Annotated in this window: 19 protein-coding genes; 8 read left to right on the plus strand and 11 right to left on the minus strand. The window is 62.4% G+C overall.

Features of this window, described 5'->3' with window-relative positions; translation table 11 throughout:
- The first annotated feature begins 132 nt into the window (after positions 1-132).
- Positions 133-909 carry an SDR family oxidoreductase gene (locus tag EHW12_RS25025; protein WP_003940546.1) on the plus strand — a complete coding sequence of 259 codons (777 nt, stop codon included), beginning with the start codon at positions 133-135 and terminating at the stop codon, positions 907-909.
- 110 nt (positions 910-1019) lie between these two features.
- Here EHW12_RS25025 and EHW12_RS25030 read toward each other — a convergent pair whose 3' ends face one another.
- Genes EHW12_RS25030 through EHW12_RS25055 form a run of 6 tightly spaced genes read right to left on the minus strand, consistent with a single transcriptional unit; the run spans position 1020 to position 6684 of the window.
- Positions 1020-1841: a MaoC/PaaZ C-terminal domain-containing protein gene (locus EHW12_RS25030; protein WP_058226567.1), complete on the minus strand. Its 822-nt coding sequence runs from the start codon at positions 1839-1841 to the stop codon at positions 1020-1022.
- A gap of 14 nt (positions 1842-1855) precedes the next feature.
- Positions 1856-3034, minus strand: a complete 1179-nt coding sequence (locus tag EHW12_RS25035; protein WP_003940050.1) for a lipid-transfer protein — start codon at positions 3032-3034, stop codon at positions 1856-1858.
- Complete coding sequence (locus EHW12_RS25040; RefSeq protein WP_003940399.1) at positions 3034-3462, minus strand: MaoC family dehydratase; 429 nt, start codon at positions 3460-3462, stop codon at positions 3034-3036. The genes EHW12_RS25035 and EHW12_RS25040 overlap by 1 nt, the downstream gene beginning before the upstream one ends.
- Complete coding sequence (locus EHW12_RS25045) at positions 3459-4574, minus strand: acyl-CoA dehydrogenase family protein (protein ID WP_125051992.1); 1116 nt, start codon at positions 4572-4574, stop codon at positions 3459-3461. Before EHW12_RS25045 ends, EHW12_RS25040 begins: the two co-directional genes overlap by 4 nt.
- Complete coding sequence (locus EHW12_RS25050; protein WP_054827060.1) at positions 4574-5521, minus strand: MaoC family dehydratase N-terminal domain-containing protein; 948 nt, start codon at positions 5519-5521, stop codon at positions 4574-4576. The genes EHW12_RS25045 and EHW12_RS25050 overlap by 1 nt, the downstream gene beginning before the upstream one ends.
- Positions 5518-6684, minus strand: a complete 1167-nt coding sequence (locus tag EHW12_RS25055) for an acyl-CoA dehydrogenase family protein (RefSeq protein ID WP_003940442.1) — start codon at positions 6682-6684, stop codon at positions 5518-5520. The genes EHW12_RS25050 and EHW12_RS25055 overlap by 4 nt, the downstream gene beginning before the upstream one ends.
- A gap of 130 nt (positions 6685-6814) precedes the next feature.
- Between EHW12_RS25055 and EHW12_RS25060 the strand changes: the two genes are divergently transcribed.
- From EHW12_RS25060 to EHW12_RS25075, 4 genes are all read left to right on the plus strand, one after another.
- A complete protein-coding gene (locus tag EHW12_RS25060; RefSeq protein WP_063315782.1) occupies positions 6815-7273 on the plus strand; it encodes a nuclear transport factor 2 family protein in 459 nt (152 codons plus the stop codon).
- 114 nt (positions 7274-7387) lie between these two features.
- Positions 7388-8245, plus strand: coding sequence for a MetQ/NlpA family ABC transporter substrate-binding protein (locus tag EHW12_RS25065; RefSeq protein WP_003940478.1), 858 nt, complete (start codon positions 7388-7390; stop codon positions 8243-8245).
- Positions 8246-8257: 12 nt separating this feature from the next.
- Positions 8258-9259 (plus strand): ATP-binding cassette domain-containing protein, encoded by a 1002-nt coding sequence (locus tag EHW12_RS25070; protein ID WP_064443730.1) that lies wholly within the window; start codon positions 8258-8260, stop codon positions 9257-9259.
- Positions 9256-9924, plus strand: coding sequence for a methionine ABC transporter permease (locus EHW12_RS25075; RefSeq protein WP_007732650.1), 669 nt, complete (start codon positions 9256-9258; stop codon positions 9922-9924). Before EHW12_RS25070 ends, EHW12_RS25075 begins: the two co-directional genes overlap by 4 nt.
- Positions 9925-9928: 4 nt before the next feature.
- Here EHW12_RS25075 and EHW12_RS25080 read toward each other — a convergent pair whose 3' ends face one another.
- A complete protein-coding gene (locus tag EHW12_RS25080; RefSeq protein WP_021331991.1) occupies positions 9929-11149 on the minus strand; it encodes a fatty acid desaturase in 1221 nt (406 codons plus the stop codon).
- On the opposite strand from EHW12_RS25080, the gene EHW12_RS25085 reads away from it, so the two are divergent.
- Positions 11133-12488, plus strand: coding sequence for an enhanced intracellular survival protein Eis (locus EHW12_RS25085; RefSeq protein WP_082920597.1), 1356 nt, complete (start codon positions 11133-11135; stop codon positions 12486-12488). The two genes, EHW12_RS25080 and EHW12_RS25085, sit on opposite strands and share 17 nt — an antisense overlap.
- A gap of 65 nt (positions 12489-12553) precedes the next feature.
- Complete coding sequence (locus EHW12_RS25090) at positions 12554-13117, plus strand: GtrA family protein (protein ID WP_003939753.1); 564 nt, start codon at positions 12554-12556, stop codon at positions 13115-13117.
- Positions 13118-13153: 36 nt separating this feature from the next.
- Here the strand turns inward: EHW12_RS25090 and EHW12_RS35460 are convergent, their stop codons facing one another.
- The gene (locus EHW12_RS35460; protein WP_223304510.1) at positions 13154-13312 is read right to left on the minus strand and encodes a hypothetical protein; all 159 of its coding nucleotides are present in this window, start codon (positions 13310-13312) and stop codon (positions 13154-13156) included.
- A 55-nt stretch (positions 13313-13367) separates the two neighbouring features.
- Between EHW12_RS35460 and EHW12_RS25100 the strand changes: the two genes are divergently transcribed.
- On the plus strand, positions 13368-14489 hold the full coding sequence (locus EHW12_RS25100; RefSeq protein ID WP_082845730.1) for a tyrosine-protein phosphatase: 1122 nt from the start codon (positions 13368-13370) through the stop codon (positions 14487-14489).
- A 65-nt stretch (positions 14490-14554) separates the two neighbouring features.
- On the opposite strand, the gene EHW12_RS25105 is transcribed toward EHW12_RS25100, so the two are convergent.
- The 3 genes from EHW12_RS25105 to EHW12_RS25115 are packed head-to-tail and all read right to left on the minus strand — an operon-like array spanning position 14555 to position 17963.
- Positions 14555-15436, minus strand: a complete 882-nt coding sequence (locus tag EHW12_RS25105; protein ID WP_125051994.1) for an LLM class F420-dependent oxidoreductase — start codon at positions 15434-15436, stop codon at positions 14555-14557.
- Positions 15433-16263 carry an SDR family NAD(P)-dependent oxidoreductase gene (locus EHW12_RS25110; RefSeq protein ID WP_030536994.1) on the minus strand — a complete coding sequence of 277 codons (831 nt, stop codon included), beginning with the start codon at positions 16261-16263 and terminating at the stop codon, positions 15433-15435. Before EHW12_RS25110 ends, EHW12_RS25105 begins: the two co-directional genes overlap by 4 nt.
- On the minus strand, positions 16260-17963 hold the full coding sequence (locus EHW12_RS25115; protein WP_125051996.1) for an AMP-binding protein: 1704 nt from the start codon (positions 17961-17963) through the stop codon (positions 16260-16262). Before EHW12_RS25115 ends, EHW12_RS25110 begins: the two co-directional genes overlap by 4 nt.
- Between the last annotated feature and the right edge of the window lie 59 nt (positions 17964-18022).

The following is an 18022-nucleotide window of genomic DNA, read 5'->3' on the forward strand; positions in this document are numbered from 1 at the left end:
TGCCGCTGTTTGTCGTCTACACTCGACCTACAAAACAACCAAGCACTTGCTTGACCCTAAGGTGTGCGACCACGTCGCGTCAATCACATTGGGCGGCAATTCAGCTCGGCACCGCACCAGGAAGGCTCCACCGTGACACTGCCCAACCCCGTCGATTTCAGCGGACGCTCGGTGATCGTCACCGGCGGCACCAAAGGCATCGGCTACGTCATCGCCGAAACCTTCCTCGCCGCGGGTGCGAACGTCCTGGTCTGTGGCCGTAACGAGCCCGAAAACCTACCCACCGCCGACGGTCGTAGCGCAGCCTTTCGCGCCACGGACGTCCGCGATCCCGCCGACGCCGCAGCCCTCGTCCAGGATGCCGTCGAGCGCTTCGGCCGTCTGGACGTCCTGGTCAACAACGCCGGCGGCTCCCCCGACGCCGACGCTGCGACGGTGTCACCCCGCTTCGTCGAGAAGATCGTGGCCCTGAACCTGTTGGCACCCTTCAACGTTGCCCAGGCCGCAAATGCAGTGATGCAGACTCAGGACGACGGCGGCGCCATCATCAACATCGGCAGTGTCTCGGCGATCGACCCGCAGCCCGGAACCGCGGCGTACAGCGCAGCCAAGGCAGGCCTCCTCGTTCTGACCAAGGCATTGGCCCTCGAATGGGCGCCGAAGGTCCGGATCAACCACATCACCACCGGCCTGATCCGTACCGAGGCTGCCGCCGAGGTCTACGGCGCCGACGGCGGCGCTGCGGTCACCAGGACCATTCCGATGGAGCGCATGGCCGTGCCGGCCGATATCGCCAACTCCTGCCTGTTCCTGGCGAGCCCGCTCTCCTCGTACGTGAACGGCGCCGACATCGCCGTTCACGGCGGCGGTGAGTACCCGGCTCGCTACATGGCGACCCACCAGGATTGAAACAAATACGAAGCAGCCCCTGAGCGGATTCGCTCGGGGGCTGCTTCTTCGTGTGAACAACTGCGGGGCGCGACGAGGGGTCAAGCACCCCGCAGTTGAGTCTGGAGGGACTAGCGAGCGGAGAAGCTCACTCGTGCACCGGAAATCGCTACCTGATCACCCTTGGTGACCTGGAAGGCCAGGTCGTCGGGAGTTCCCCACGCAACGATGGACGGCGCTTCACCCGGATGGATTGCCGCAGCGAATCGACCCTCGAGGCTCACAAGGTCCGCCGGATGCACTCCGGCGACCCGGGCAAGCTCGAGCGTGCTCGCGGCCAACGTGCACAGGCCGTGCATGATCGGACGCGGCTGGTTGATCCGCGCCGCAGCCTCGGGATCGATGTGGATGTGGTGCTTGTCGCCCAGGAGCCGGTACATCGCCGTCTGGTTCTCCGCTGTGGTCAACACACCGGTCAACAAAGGCTCGCCGGTCGGCTCCGCCGGACGTGAGGGTCCACGTTCTCCGCCGAATCCACCGGCACCGGGGGCAAAAAGTGACCAGGTCGCGACGAAGTATTCGCACTCCACCTTCACTTCGAACACGGCCGCTGCGCCCTTGTCCCACACCTCGCCGACCGAAGCCTTCAAGGTCACGTCACCGCTACGCGGAAGCGGAGCAAGCACTTTCAGCTCTTGCGAGCCGTGCAGTGCCGTCGAGGTGTCGAAGGCGCCCGCCGAACCCAGAGCGTCGGGAGCCCACTGCGCCAGCGTCAGAGCAAAGGTCGGCAGTACCCGAAGCTGATCCTCGAAGACGAGGTCCAGCTCGGTCGCCTTGGCGCCCACGGCAAGTGCGTACAGGATCGCGTCGCGCTCGGTGTACGACACGGTGCGGGTCCCGAGATCGGCTCCACGCCAATCGCCGGCGGTCTTCGCAGCTTCCGAAGTTGTCACTGTCTTTTCCTCTCTCAAACAGCGCCGAGAACGAGACCGCTGGTGGGTACTGCTGTTCCGGCTGTGACCAATACGTTTTCGACGCCCTCGGGCTGGTTGGTCGACGTGCCTCGCACCAGTCGCACACCTTCGGCAATTCCGTTGACACCGTGCAGGTACGCCTCGCCGACCTGACCACCGTGAGTGTTGGACGGCAGGCGTCCACCGATCTCGAGGTTGCCTTCGCGGATGAAGTCCTTTGCTTCGCCTGGCTTGCAGAAGCCCAGTTCTTCGAGCTGGGGAAGCACCAACGGAGTGAAGTGGTCGTACAGGATCGCGGCGTTGATGTCGTCCGGTGTCAGGCCGCTCTGGCCGTACAGCTGACGAGCAACCAGGCCCATCTCCGGGATACCGGAGATGTCGGGCCGGTAGTAGCTGGTCATCATGTGCTGATCCTTGCTACTGCCCTGAGCGGCGCCCTTGATGACGACGGGCTTGTTGGCCAGATCCTTTGCGCGCTCGGCAGAGACGATGACCAATGCCTGGCCGCCGTCGGTTTCCTGGCAGCAGTCGAGCAGGTGCAGCGGCTCGGCGATCCAGCGCGAGTTCTGATGGTCCTCGAGCGTGATCGGACGCTCGTAGAACCAAGCAGCCGGGTTGTTGGCGGCATGCTTGCGCGCCACCACTGCAACTCGTCCGAAGTCCTCACTCGTCGCACCGTACTGGTGCATGTAGCGGCGGGCGAACATGGCGACCCACTGAGCGGGAGTCGACAATCCCTGAGGAGTCATCCACGCATACGCGGCGCGGTCAGCCGTGCTGTCCATCGGTCGATCGTGTTGGCCCAGGCCGTAGCGCACACCGGAGCGCTCGTTGAAGGCGCGGTAGCAGACCACGACGTCGGCAACACCCGTCGCAACTGCCATGGCTGCCTGCTGCACGGTGGCACACGCAGCGCCGCCGCCGTAGTGAATGCGCGAGAAGAACTTCAGCTCGCCGAGACCACAGTTGCGAGCCACGATCGCTTCGCCGTTCGTCTCCGACGTGTAGGTGGACAGACCGTCGACCTCGGACGGATCGATACCGGCGTCAGCGAGTGCCGCGACGATGGCCTCACACGCCAACTGCAGTTCGGTGCGGCCGGAGTTCTTGGAGAACTCGGTGGATCCGATGCCGACGATGGCGGCGGCTCCCGAGAGTGGGCTGATCGCCATCAGGGCCTCTCCTCTTCCTTGAAAGCGACTGCGACGGTGCCGGATGCATGGTTGCCGAGGCTGTTTGCACCCTGCACCTTGACCACGACCACTCCGTCTTCCTTGGACACGACCTCACCGGTCATCGTCATGGTGTCACCCGGGTAGTTGGGCGCCCCGAGACGAATGGCGATGCGGCGCAGGGTCGATGCAGATCCGGCCCAGTCCGTGACGTATCGACCGACAAGACCGTTGCTCGTGAGGATGTTCATGAAGACATCCTTCGAGCCACGCTCCTGGGCCAGGCTCGGATCGTGGTGCACGTCCTGAAAATCGCGAGTGGCGATTGCCGTGGCGACGATCAACGTGCGGGTCAGCGGGATCGCCAACTCGGGCAATGCCTCTCCGACAACGACGTCTGCGTAGCTACGACCGGCAAGAACGGTCATGCGAGCACCTCCACACCGGATGCGAGCTGCGCACCCAGACGCGCTAGATCGGAGCTGGAACCACCGAGGGTGGCAGCAATCTGCTTGCCCCACAACAGGTGACGGTGAACCGGGTAGTCGGTGTCGACGCCCATGCCGCCGTGAACATGCGTGGTGCGATGCACGACGCGCTGTCCGCCGTCGGTAGCCCACCACTTGGCGACCAGTACCGAGGTGCCGAGATCCAGTCCCTCGGAGATGCGCCAGGCGGCCTGCCACAGTGTCACGCGCATCGCTTCGAGATCGATGTAGCAGTCAGCGAGTTGATGATTGACGGCCTGGAAGGTCGCCAGCGGACGGCCGAACTGCTTGCGGCCGTTCAGGTACGTGACGGCCTGCGCGACTGCACCCGACCCGACGCCCCATTGGATTGCGGCCAATGCCAGCTGAACGCGGTCGATCAGCCACGGAACCGTGGTGCCGTCAGCCGCACCGATCAGCTGCGCGGGGGCACCGGCAAAGGTGACGTTGGCACAGATCTCCCAGTTGGTGGACTGCGTCTGTTCGAGCGTCACTCCCTCGGCACTCAGGTCGACCAGCAGCAGTGCCGTACCGGTGGAAGCGGTTGCCGAAACGAGAGCAAGGTTCGCGACGTGAGTCATCGGCACTACTGCCTTCTCACCCGTCACGGTCCAGTTGCCGTCGGCGTCCTGCTCAGCCGTGGTCAGTGGGTCGCCGCCCGTGTACGGACCGAACTCTTCGAGACCGACGGTCAGGAATCGACTGCCGTCGGCAACTCCCGGAAGGAGTTCGGCGCGAAGGGAATCAGAGCCGAATTCGTTGACAGCCAATGCTGCAAGGGTCGTTTCCCAGATCGGCACGGCCGCAACGTGACGTCCCTGCTGTTCGAGCAGTGCGTACAGCTCGGACAAGCCGAGGCCACCGCCGCCGAACTCCTCCGGCAGGGCGATACCGAGCAACCCGGTGCTCGCGAGTTCGCGCCACAGTTCACGGTCGACGCGCTCGGCGGAGAGTTCGATCTCCTTGGTGCGCTCGATCGTTGCCTTGCTGGTGAAGACCTCGTCGGCCAGTGCGCGAATTGCTTCCTGCTCTTCGCTGAAATTGAAGTCCATCAGTGCTCCTCGCGTACGGCCGGCCGGAACGCGGGAAGCGTCAGATCCGGGTCGGCGTCGATCCAGTCAAGTTCCACGGGCATGTCGACCACGACATCTTCGGGCGCGATACCCACCATGTTGGCGATCAATCGGGTTCCCTCTTCGAGTTCGATTACCGCAACGATGAGCGGGTAGTCGAACGCGTCGATCTTGGGGTGGTGATTGACCACGAAGCTGTACACCGTGCCACGACCCGACGCGTTGATCGTGTCCCACTCGAGTGACCGGCACTCCCCGCACATCGGGCCGGTGGGATGACGCAGCGTCTTGCAGGACGTGCAGCGCTGGATCACCAGACGGTGCTCCTTGGCTGCTTCGAACCAGAAAGCGTTGTCCGCGTTGAGAGCCGGACGCGGACGCAGTGCACGAGGAGCTTCGGGCGCAGCAGATTCCTGAGGTTTGAACCGCAGCGTCCGCCACCGCTGGGTGCCGACAACCTGATCGTCACCGTTGCGGTAGGTCTTGAGCGTCGTGACGAAGTGTCCGACACCGAGGCCGGTCTTCTTCTCCGGCGAAATCGACTCGATGACCTCGGTGTAGTTAACGCGATCGCCTGGGCGCAGTTCGGCGAAGAACTCCTGATCGGAATCGGTGGCCACGACAGAGCTGTAGCCGGCTGCGTCGAGGGTGGCGATCAGATCGGTCCACACCTGCGACGGGTCGTTGCCCGCCATCTTGTCGGTAAAGGTCCGCATGATCCAGACCTGAAGCATCTGAGCGGGAGCGACGACGCCGTCACGACCGGTGGCGCGGGCAGCGTCGTCGTCGAGGTAGACGGGGTTGGTATCGCCCATGGTCTCGGCCCAATGCCGAATCATGGGGATGTTGACCTCGTCTGGCCCCCAGGTGGTGGGAACAAGCGTCTGGCCGACAAAAGCGTCGAGTTGCGCCGAAATGTCGCTCACTTGACCCTCTTTTCGCGAACGAGTCCCAAGCCGATGGTGCCGACCATGTCCCGCAGAACTTCGTTGACGCCGCCGCCGAAGGTGTTCACGACACCCTGACGCGAGATCTGCTCGATCTGACCGGCAAGCAGAGCGCCCGGAGACTCGGGGCGGATGCGACCGGCGGAGCCGAGAATTCCGAGCAGGGTGCGGTAGACGTCGACGTGAGTCTCGGTCCCGTACGTCTTGGTGGCACCGGCGTCGGCTCCGGAGAGCGTGTCCTGTGCGACGGCTGCCGTCATCTTCCAGTTCAGCAGTCGCATGGCCTCGAGCTTGGCGTGTGTGCGAGCGAAGTCCTGTTGCACCCACGGGATGTCGATGGCGCCGTTTTCCTTGGCCCAGTCCAGGACCAGGTTCCACAGACCGTACGTGCGACCACCGATGGCCGCCAGGCCGATTCGCTCGTGGTTGAGCTGAGCCGTGATGAGCTGCCAGCCGCCGTTGACCTCGCCCACAACGTCCTTCGACGGAACTCGAATGCCGGAGTAGTACGTGGACGTCACCATCAAGCCGCCGACGGTGTTGATCGGTGACCACTCGAAGCCTGCATCCTCGGTGGGGACGATCAGGATCGAGATTCCCTTGTGCTTGGGGGCATCCGCGTCGGTGCGGCAGGCCAGCCACACGTAGTCGGCAGTGTTGGCGCCACTGGTGAAGATCTTGTTGCCGTCGACGATCCACTCGTCACCGTCGAGAACCGCACGAGTCTTGAGTGACGCAAGGTCGGTGCCGGCCTCGGGCTCGGTGTACCCGATTGCGAAGACGATGTCGCCGGCCAGGATGCCGGGCAGGAAACGTTCCTTCTGTTCTTCGGTGCCGTACTTCATCAACGTCGGTCCGACGGTATTGACCGTCACGAAGGGAAACGGCAGACCTGCGCGCTGAACCTCGTCGAAGAACACGAACTGCTCTTCGATGGAGCGTCCCTGTCCACCGAATTCCTTGGGCCAGCCGATACCGAGCCAACCGTCCTTGCCCAGCAACTTCACGATCTCGCGGAAGTACTCGCCACCCACACCTTGCTCGCCGGCCGCGCGACGCTTCTCTTCCGGCAGCAGCGCCGCGAAGTACGCGCGCAACTCCTTGCGGAGCTCCTGCTGCTCGGGCGATTCCCTCAGATCCATCGCTGTTTCTCCTATGGCATTCATGGCTGGCAACTCTTGGCCTGGACGCTAACCAGATGCCCAGGTGGGCGCTGTGAGTGTCTCGATGAGCGGGAAGCCGAAACATGAGCGGCGTCACATAGGGTGAGATATGCGCATGGACTCCTCGGATCGCGTCGCTCTCACCGACTTGGCCGCCAGGTACGCACAGGCCGTCGACCGCCGAAACACCACTGCACTTGCGGCTCTCTTCACTGACGACGTGGCATTCGTCTTGCCGCCGGCACTGAACGGAACGGATGCGCCGACGGAGATACGTGGGAACACCGTCGTCAGTAGTTCGGTGGTCGATGCCGTCTCACATCTGCACTCGACCCGGCACATCGTCGAGCAGCAGATCCTCGACCTCGACGGCCCCACCACCGCACACGGTGAGGCTTACTGCTCCGCTCACCACATCTATCCGCGGGGCGAGGGCCACCGGGACAACCGGATCGAGATCCGTTACCAGGACAGCTTCCAAAAGGTCGACGGCACCTGGCTGTTCTCGCGTCGCGAACTGGTAGTCGATTTTGCCGAGGACGTTCCGGTCATCCTGCTCGGACAATAGGTACATGAAAAAATCGCGGTGATTCTGTATCTCCTCACGGGAGGTTTACCGGGCTAGCGTTCAGCAACTGTCACGCCATCTCGGCGTGCGTTCGGCTATGTCTTGGAGATTCACATGTCACGCTCGCGCACCAGAAGATTCCTCGCTGCCTTCGCAGTGGCCGCCGTCGCAGTCGGAACCGTAGCCGCGTGCTCGAGCGACAACTCCTCCGACGAGAACGCACCTCTTCGCATCGTCGCTTCTTCGGTTCCGCACGCCGAGATCCTGAAGTTCGTCGAAGAAAAGGGCCTGCTCGGTGACACCAAGATCGAGGTCAGCGAGATCACCGGCGATCTCGACGCCAACGAGGTGCTCGAAGCCGGAGACACCGACGCCAACTTCTTCCAGCACGTGCCGTACCAGGAATCGTGGTCGAAGGAAAAGGGTGTCGACGACCTGGTCGCCGTGGCGAAGGTCCACGTCGAGCCCCTCGGTGCATATTCCAAGAAGGTCACCAACGTGGCCGACCTGCGCCAGGGCGCAACGGTCGCTTTGTCCAACAACGTGACGAACTTCGCCCGTGGGCTGTACCTGCTGCAGCAGGCCGGATTGATCAAGCTCGATCAGCAGTTGGGCGCCCCCGGCACCGACATCACGCAGATCAGCGAGAAGAACATCATCGACAACCCCAAGGGACTCACGTTCACCCAGGTCGATCCCCCGCAGCTGCCGCGCACGCTCGACGACGGAAATGTCGATCTCGCAATCATCAACGGCAACTACGCAATCGAAGGTGGCCTCAACCCGGCCAAGGACGCCCTGGTGCTCGAGAAGGCCGAGGGCAACCCGTACGCCAATGTCCTGACCGTACGCACCTCGCTCGAAAACGATGCGCGAGTACAGAAGTTGGCCGAGGCATTGACGTCCGCCGACGTCGCGACGTTCATCGAGCAGACCTACCAGGGCTCGGTCATTCCGGCCAGCGCTACCTGATCGAGACCCGTCATGGTCTTCTCGATCGAATCGGTCTCCAAGGAATACCGCAGCGGCACACAAGTTCTGCATGCACTCGATTCCGTATCCCTGAAAATCGAAGACGGCGAAATCTTCGGCATCATCGGCAAAAGCGGCGCCGGCAAGTCGACTTTGCTGCGCTGCCTCAACCTGCTCGAACGCCCGACCAGTGGCCGGATTCTGTTGGGCGACACCGATCTGACCGCGTTGAGCCCAGCGCAACTGCGCGACACACGCAAGCGGATCGGTGTCGTGTTCCAGCATTTCAACCTGCTGCATTCCCGTTCGGTCGCCGCCAACATCGCCTTCCCTCTCGAAGTGGCGGGATACTCGCGGGCAGATCGCCGTGCCCGCGTCGACGAGCTGATCGAGTTGGTCGGCCTGGAAGACCGACGTGACGCCTTCCCTTCGCAACTGTCCGGCGGACAGAAACAACGGGTCGGGATCGCGAGGGCCTTGGCGGCTTCTCCCGATGTCCTCCTGTGCGACGAAGCCACGAGCGCCCTCGACTCGGATACGACCGATTCGATCCTCGACCTGCTCGCCGACCTCAATCGACGTCTGGGTGTGACCATTGTTCTGATCACCCACGAGCTCAACGTGGTTCGACGGATCTGTCACCGCGCCGCCCTGATCGACCAGGGACGCATCGTCGACGAGGGAACGCTCACCGAACTGGTCGCAGACCCGGACTCACCCCTCGGCGAGGCGCTACTGCCGGCCGGAACGGTGCGAACGTCCCCGACCGGAATTCCGGCACTCCTCACCTTTGTCGATTCGCTGTCGACCTCGCCTGTGATTTCCCAACTCTCGCGCGATCTCGATGTCGACGTCACCGTGATCTCCGGCGGTATCGAGGACATCGGATCCCATCAGGTCGGTCGCCTTCGCGTGGAGTTCGCCTCGCACACGGGACTCGTCAGCAACGAAGAGACAAGAAAGTCTGTCGAAGAACATCTTTCGCAGCGCGGAGTGAAGGTGACGTTCTCATGAACAAGACGTCCTGGCAGGATTCCCTGGGCGAAGCATGGGAAGCCCTACTCGACACGCTCTACATGGTCGGTGTCTCGTTCGTGCTCACCGTGATCATCGGTATCGCTCTCGGTGTTCTGTTGCACGCGAGCGCGCCCGACGGAATCCGTCCCAACCGCGTCCTCAATTCGGTTCTGGGCACCGTGGTGAACATCGGCCGTTCGCTGCCGTTCGTCATCTTGTTGGTGCTCCTCATCCCGGCAACGAGGGCGATCGTCGGAACAGCGCTCGGCGCCACGGCAGCGATCGTCCCGCTGACCATCGGTTCGGTGCCCTTCTTTGCGCGCGTCGTCGAGAACGCCTTGCGTGAAGTCGATTCCGGACGCGTCGAGGCAGCGCGGTCCATGGGCGCCACCGACAAAGACATCATCACCAAGGTGCTACTGCCCGAATCCGTTCCGGGATTGGTAGCAGGAGCAACCCTGACGGCGGTGATGCTGATCGGCTTCTCGGCCATGGCAGGTGCCATCGGCGCCGGTGGACTCGGCGACTTCGCAATCAAGTACGGCTACCAACGATTCAACACACCGGTGCTGTTCGTCGCAGTCGTGATCTTGATCGTGCTGGTGCAGGCAATCCAGTCGACCGGCGATCTCGTGGTTCGTTCAATGGCGCACAAGCGGTAACTGATCAGCTCGAGACCATCGCGATCGCTGTTCGCAGTCCGCGCCGCTTACCCGTCTGCGGATCGACGCCGAACACTTCCTTGATTCCGCCTCGGATGCGGAACTTCAACTCCGAGTGCGTCTCCGGAGCGTCGTCCTGGGAAGCCGAGAGAAACCTGTTGGGCAGCGACAACTTCCAGATGGTGCGCAGAGTCAATCCGTACTGCTTCCACAGCGGCCCGGTCGTGTACGGGAGGTCGTACTTGTCACACAGGTCGCGCAACGGCACCGCGATTTCCGAGTACCGATTGCTCGGCAGATCCGGGAAGCAGTGATGCTCGATCTGGTAGCAGAGGTTGCCGCTCATGAAGGCCATGACGGGACCGGCATGAAAGTTGGCAGAGCCCAGCATCTGTCGTAGGTACCACTGAGCGCGCGATTCGTTCTCGAATTCCTCGAGCGTGAACTTCTCGGCACCGTCGGGAAAGTGCCCGCAGAAGATGACGGCGTAACTCCAGTAGTTTCGGATGAGGTTCGCAACGACGTTCGCCGTCAACGTGGTCTTCCACGCGGGGCCGGTCAGGGCGGGGAACAGGATGTAATCCTTCGCCACCTGACGCGCGATCTTCTTACCGACGTCCTTGGCCATGTCCGATTTCTCGGACCACTTCACCTCACCCTTGCGGAGTTTGTCCGTTTCGAGGTGATGCAGTGCCACTCCCCACTCGAAGAGGGTCGCGAGCACAAAATTCGTGATCGGTTGAAAGAGATAGTCGGCGTGCCACTTTTGATCGCGCGTGACGCGCATGATTCCGTAGCCCACGTCGTTGTCCAGTCCGACGATGTTGGTGAACTTGTGATGGGTGAAGTTGTGCGAGTGCTTCCATCCCGAGGACGGGCAGGTGTTGTCCCACTCCCAGTTGCTCGAGTGAATCTCGGGATCGTTCATCCAGTCCCACTGGCCGTGGATGATGTTGTGGCCGAGTTCCATGTTCTCGATGATCTTGCCGACCCCCAGCAGCGCAGTCCCCAGAATCCAGGCAGGCTTCTTCTTGCTGGCGAACAAGACGATGCGGCCGGCCACCATCAGAGAGCGTTGAAACGCGATCGTCCGCTGGATGTATCGAGCGTCGTGCGCGCCGCGCTTCTCCTCGATGTCGAGCCGAATGGCGTCCAACTCGCGCCCGAGCGCTTCGACGTCTTCCTCGGTGAGATGGGCATATTCCTTGATGTCGGTGATCGCCACAGTGTTTCTCCGTATCGGTTTTCTCCGTGCCGCAGGACTGGTCCGTCGGGCGGTACCCCTGGGAGCCGGTGCGGAAACGTCAGCCCCGATATTCATGTGCGTCTTCACGCAATCTATGCCAAAGTCGATATACGTGAGCCCCGAAAACAAGATCACCATCCGCACCGCTACCGAGAGCGACTGGCCGGCTCTCCAACTACTCGACTCGGTGGGGTTCGGTTTTCACCCGTCTCCCGCGGTCAGCGAACTGACGAAGGCGCTCTACAAGCCCGAGGACATCATCCTCGCCGTCGACGGTGACCTACCCGTCGGCGTGGCCATCGAAATCGACATGGAATTCACCGTGCCCGGCGGACGCCAACTCCCCACGCGCGGAATCACCTGGGTATCCGTCGCCCCGACTCACCGTCGACGTGGTGTCCTACGCTCGATGTTCACTGCACTTCACGCCCACATCGAGTCGACCGGAGCACCACTTGCGGCCCTGACGGCCAGCGAGGCCGGCATCTACAACCGCTTCGGATACGGCCCGGCCACCTTCAGCGAAGGCATCACCCTCGATCGCCGCTTCGCACGATTCCGCCCCGAGGTGCCCGACAATGGTGGCGTGTCCATCGTCGACATCAAAGCTGCCTCGACGCTTCTTCCCGAGATCTACGACCGCTGGCGGCTGCAGACACCCGGCGCTCAGGTCCGTCCGCAACCGCTCTGGGACCATATGTTCGCCGACCCGTCCGAGGATCGTGACGGCGCCTCCGGACTGTTCTTTCTGACACACGCGGACGGATACATCGCTTACCGGCACACGAGCGAGGGCCGCGACAGCATCGCCCGGATCGACGAGTTCGTGACGATCACCGAAGATGCGCACGCGGCGCTGTGGCGCACGATCTGCGGCCTCGACCTCGTCACCCGGATCGAGACACGCCAGCATCCTGCCGATCCTCTCCGGCTGATGCTGACGGACTACCGTCTTGCCCGGACGACGACGCGCTCCGATCGACTGTGGCTGCGCATCATGGACGTTCCCGCGGCTCTCGAGGCTCGTGAATATGCTGCTGACCTGGACACCGTCATCAAGGTCGAAGATCCGTTCCTGAAGGCCGGCGGAACCTTCGCACTTCAGGTCAAGGGCGGCAAGGCCACCTGTGCGGCCACTGACGCGGTGCCTGCGATCACGATGCCCTCTGATGTCCTGAGCAGCTTGTACTTGGGCGAGCACCAGGCCAAGACCTTCGCGGCGGCGCACCGACTCCACGCGTCCGATCCGCAGGAGATCCTGAATTTCGACTTCGCTTTCAACGCGCAGAAGCCCGCAATTCTCGGGTACGGATTCTGATGATCTTGCCGACACGGGCATCGACGATTTGTGCCCTCCGTCGTATTCAGGGTTAGCCTCGAACAATGGCGTTTGTCGAAAAGATGGTCAATAGGCTTCCTGAGCGGGTTCTCGTGCGCGTCCTGCCGCACGCAGAAATGCTCAAGTTCCTGGTGGTCGGCGGCATCGCCTTCATCGTCACCACGGTGCTGTTCTTCGGCATCAAGTGGACGGTTCTGCCTCAGCACCCGGTGACGGCCAACATCCTTGCGGTCCTGATCGCGACGGTTCTGTCCTACGTCCTCAACCGCGAATGGTCGTTTGCGCAGCGCGGTGGTCGACAGCGCCATCACGAGGCCGCTCTGTTCTTCATCGTCGCGGGTATCGGTTTGGCCATCAACCAGGTACCACTCTGGACCTCCCGGTACGTGTTCCATCTGCGTCAACCCGAGGTGTCGGTGTTGATGGAAAACTTCGCGGACTTCATCAGCGGATCGATCATCGGGACCCTGCTGGCGACGGCCTTCCGCTGGTGGGCCATGCGTCGGTACGTCTTCCCCGAAGAAGCCACCGACAGCCAGGTCGTTCTCGACATCGAAGCGACTCCCGGCACCAAGACGCCGACAACCGACGCCACCGCCCTCGACTGACTCCCGGATCGACGCACCCGATCGCTCGCGCTTCGATCAGAGTTCGTCGATTGCGATCAACCCGTCCTGCAGCGCCCGCGCAAGCAGTGCCATCTTTGTCGGCGCGATGCTCCTGAACGGGCTGGCCCATCCCTGATCATCATCGGCGACAAGCACTCCAGCCTGCAGTTTTCCCGCTCTGCACAACACGGTCACGACACAGTGATCACTGGTGCGTAGCCTCCGATTTCCAATTGGATTCGGAGGACCCATGGCTACTTGCAAAACTCGAGTTCTTGCGCTGTCGGCGGCAGGACTCATGCTCGTACTCGGCGCATGCAGCAAGGCCGAGTCGGCGAAAACGCCGACCGACCTCGACGTGACATCAGCGTCCGCCGGACACTACTCACTGGTCTGGGAACACGGCGGCTCGGAAAAGGTGCGTGTATTCGCCGCCACCGACCCGAAAAACCCAGCCGCAGAAGGAAAGGAAATTGGCACGGTCGACGGCTTCTCCACTGAGGTCGACGGCCTCGACCCACTGTCACGCTGGTACTTCGAGGTCATAGACGAGGACGGCACTTCCACCATCGCGTCAACCCGCCACGTGACGCTGCAGGGCGCAGCCAACGTGCGTGATGTCGGCGGATACGAGACAGCCGACGGCCGATCAGTCAAGTGGGGCCTGGTTTTTCGTGGCGACCGCTTGAGCGATCTGACTGCTGACGATCAACAAACGATCGAGAACGCAGGCATCCGGACCGTTGTCGATTTCCGAGGTGACAGCGAGATCGCAAAGGACGGAGCAGACAAGGTTCCCGCGAACGTGAAAGTGGTCAACACGGCAGTCCTGGATGCCGGCACTCAGGCTCTTGCCACAGCGATTACGAGTGCCCTGAAATCTGGTGACCCTGCAATCGTGGAGCAGGTGCTCGGGGGCGGTGAAGCCGTCCGGATCAGCGACACCGGCGCCGTCGACCAACTGTCCAAGCCTGACGGAATGACTGGGTATTCCCAAGCCCTACGGACCATCGCCGATTCCGAGTCCGCAGTCGCTTACCACTGCACGGCAGGCAAAGACCGCACTGGACTGATGACAGCTCTACTTCTCGGCATTCTGGGTGTTCCTGACAAGACCATCGTCGACGACTTCGTCCTGTCGAACACCTACAACAAAGCCAAGAACGAACAGACCTACACGTTTCTGTCTTCGAAAGGAATCGATGTCGATCTGTTGAAACCGTTGATGGAGCAGCGTCCCAGCCAGATTCAGCCAGTACTCGACAAGATTCGCGACCAGTTCGGTGGGTGGGAGAAGTTTTCGCAGGACGTGCTGAAACTTGACGCCGACACGATCGCAAAGCTCCGGAGCAAATTGCTGACCAAGCAATAACTGATCGACGTTCCGACAGCAATGACCGGCAGCCGCTCCGATGGCTGCCGGTCACGCCCGCACTCCTAGTTACTCAGCCCCAGCCGCTTCGAGCATTCGGCCATTTCGTCGATGATCAGTTCCAGCGACGTGCCACGACGACTGGCGGACAGCACGATTCGATCGGCTCCCAACCCGCGTGCCCACTCGAGTTTCGCTTCGTCGAGCCTGAGCAGTGTCGCACCGAGTACCAGCGAGACGTCGGCAGGATCTCGATCTGCCTTCACCGCAGCAGCTTTCATCGCTGCTACGGCCTTGTCGAGATCTTCACCGGCCAGTCCCAGCGGCTGGAAACCGTCACCCAACCGGCCTGCTCGCCGAGCAGCAGCGAGACTGTGTCCACCGATGTAGAGCGGAACTCCGGATTCGCGGTGCGGCTTCGGCCAGCTGTACGCACCCTTGAACGAGAAGTAATCGCCGTCGAAATCGACCGCTTCCTTGCCCGCCCAGAGTGAGCGCATCACCGCGATGGCCTCATCGGCTACCTTGCCGCGGCGCTCGAAGTCACCGCCGCACGCCTCGATCTCTTCCTTCATCCACCCCAGGCCGAGGCAGATGCGCAATCGCCCACCGGAAAGGCGATCGAGCGTCGCCAATCGTTTGGCGAGCACTACCGGATTGTGATTGGGCAGCACCAGAACTCCAGTGGACAAGCCCAAAGTGGTTGTGGCACCCGCCACGAACGAAAGCAGTTCGAGCGGATCCGGGATGTCGCAGTCATCGGGAAGATGCGATTTGCCGGTCGGAGAATAGGGGTACTCGCTCTCGGTGTCGGCGATGACCACCGAGTGCTCCACTGCCGAGATCTCGTCGAAACCCAGCGACTCGGCCGCACGGGCGAATTGCAGAATCCAATCAGGGTCTCCGCTTCGACCCAGTTCGACCGGAACGACCACGCCGAGCTTCATACCGTTTCCTCCAGTGTCGCCATCAATTTCGGACCATCCACGACGCGACCGAGGTACCGGTCCGCATCGGGATCTGTTGCAAGCCACACCGCCGCTGCAGCGGGTACGGATGCCGGTGTGGCCGCAAATCCGGCGTCCACGATTGCGTCCGCGCCACCACGGGCTTTCCCTGATTCCGTGATGACAAATCCCGGACTCAGGTTGAACGCTTTGATTCCGGCGTCTCGGTACTCGGAGTTGATCGCTCCGGCAATACGTCCGAACGACGCCTTCGACGCGGCGTACGACAGACCCCAACCACCCTCGCCGGGAGGCGCAGGCGGATCCATGGTCGCCGAGCCCGATGCCAGATTGACCACTACGCCGTTGCCGCTCTTGATCATCGACGGGAGTATCACCTGGACCAGAGCGAGTTGGTGCAGATAATTCCCGATCGCCATCGCCTGAGCGTCGTCGATCTCGATGTCGAGCACCCGGTCCATGTTTCCGACAGTCTGCGCATAGGCGTTGTTCACCAGCACGTCGACACGTCCCCACTCGGCCAGCACCCGTTCACCGGCGCCGCGGACGGATGCCAGATCGAGCAGGTTCATCGGAACGGCCAATGCGCGCACACCGAAGGACTCGATCTCGGCAACCGTCGTCTCCAGGCTGCCGGGCACCGGAATCACTTGCTCGCCTTGCCTCGTTCGCGGGGCTGCCCGCCCCTCTCCTTCACGAACGGTGCGAGCAGTGATTGCAACGTCGAATCCGGCGCGCGCGAATGCCAGCGCGCACTCTCGGCCGATCCCCCGGGAAGCGCCGGTCACCAGCGCAACTTCACTCACAGGAACCGCGTGCGGCCGTGCGTCTCGAACTCCTTCTCCAGGTTCACCACGTCAGCTTCGGTCATCAACGTGTATTCGGGAGTGCCTCGGCCCACCCAGTGGAACACTGGTTCGTCGGTCCGCCAGCGATCGGCTTGAAGTTCACGTTTGAGTACCTTGTTGGAGCCCGTGACGGGCAGGTCGGTCGAAACGCGAACAAATCGTGGCGCTGCCTTGGTACCCAGATCCGCCTGCGCGGCAAGGTAGTCGGCGAACTCGACCGGATCGAAATCGGCGAGATCGGCGACCTCGATCGCAGCCATGACCTGATCACCCGAACGCGGATCCGGTACCGCGAAGACACCCGTGGCAATCACTTTGGGGTGCCGACGCAGGATGTGCTCGATCATCAAAGCCGAGGTGTTCTCACCGTCGACGCGGATCCAGTCGCCCTTGCGTCCCGCGAAGTAGATGAAGCCGGCCTCGTCGACGTAGCCGAGATCGCCTGTCCAGTACCAACCGTGGCGAATCTTCTCGGCGATCGCGTCTTCGTCCTTGTAGTACCCCTCGAACTTCTTCGATCCGGCCTTGTCGACCATCTCGCCGATGGATTCGTCGGGGTTCAGCACGTGACCGTGCTCGTCGAGAATTGCGCGGGGTCGCTCTTCGCGCGTATCTGGATCGACGATGACGATGTTCTCGCTCGCGGGACGGCCCAGCGCTCCGGCAGGTTGGTTCGGATCGAGCACTACTGATCCGGCACCTTCACTCGAACCGTATCCCTCGAAAAGTTGTGCACCGAAACGACGGATGAACTCTGCCTTGTCCCCCGGCGACGCCTCGGTCCCGAAGCCGTGGGTGAGGGTGTTCTCGATGTCGTCGGGCAGTTCCGGCGTCGCCATGAGATACCCCAAGGCCTTACCGACGTAGGTGAAATATGTTGCGCCGTAGAACCGAACGTCCGGCATGAATCCCGAGGCCGTGAACTTACGAACGAGGCAGACCGTAGCTCCCTGCGAAAGGGCCGGCGCCCACAGAGCCATCAACGCGTTGCCGTGGAAGAGCGGCATGCAGCAGTAGCAGACGTCGTCGCGGTCGATGTCGTACTTGGCGCAGTTCGCGTAGGCCAACCGCGTCAGACGCCCCTGGCTGCACCGCACTGCCTTGGACATTCCGGTGGTGCCCGAGGTGAAGAGAAGCAAGAACAGCGTCGACGCGTCGACACCGAGGTCGATCTGAGGCGACTCGACGTGATGTGCTGCAATCTTGTCCGGGTACGACGCGTCGTCGACGAGGACGAAACGATCTTCGGTCAGCCCGAGGTCCAGGCCGGCAAGCTTCTCGTAGCCTGCTTTGTCGGTGACGATCAGCTGGCAGTCGACGTACCGGACCTCAGCCTCGAGTTCAGCTCCACGCCTGGTCGGATTGATGCCGACGATCGTGGCCCCGATCAGGGCCGCGCCGCCGAGCCAGAACAGGAACTCCGGATCGTTCTCGAGAAGTACTCCGATGTGAAACGGTCCGGGCGCGCGAAGCGACTTCGCCAGCGAGCCGCGCGCTGCGCTCTCGCGCACCACCTCGTCCCAGCTCCAGTCCTGCGTCCGCGTCCGCAGGCCCAGGTGCTGATCACCGAGACGGTCGATCAACATCTGCGCGACGTCCTCGCGCTGAGGAGCTGCAAGAGCTGCATTCGAAGATGCTTCGGTGGCGGTGTTCGTCATCGTGTCCTGTGTCCTAGTCGATATCGGAATGTCGATTACTCCAACTGCGATACGACTCG

The organism is Rhodococcus sp. NJ-530, assembly GCF_003860625.1.
GTDB lineage: Bacteria > Actinomycetota > Actinomycetes > Mycobacteriales > Mycobacteriaceae > Rhodococcus_F > Rhodococcus_F qingshengii.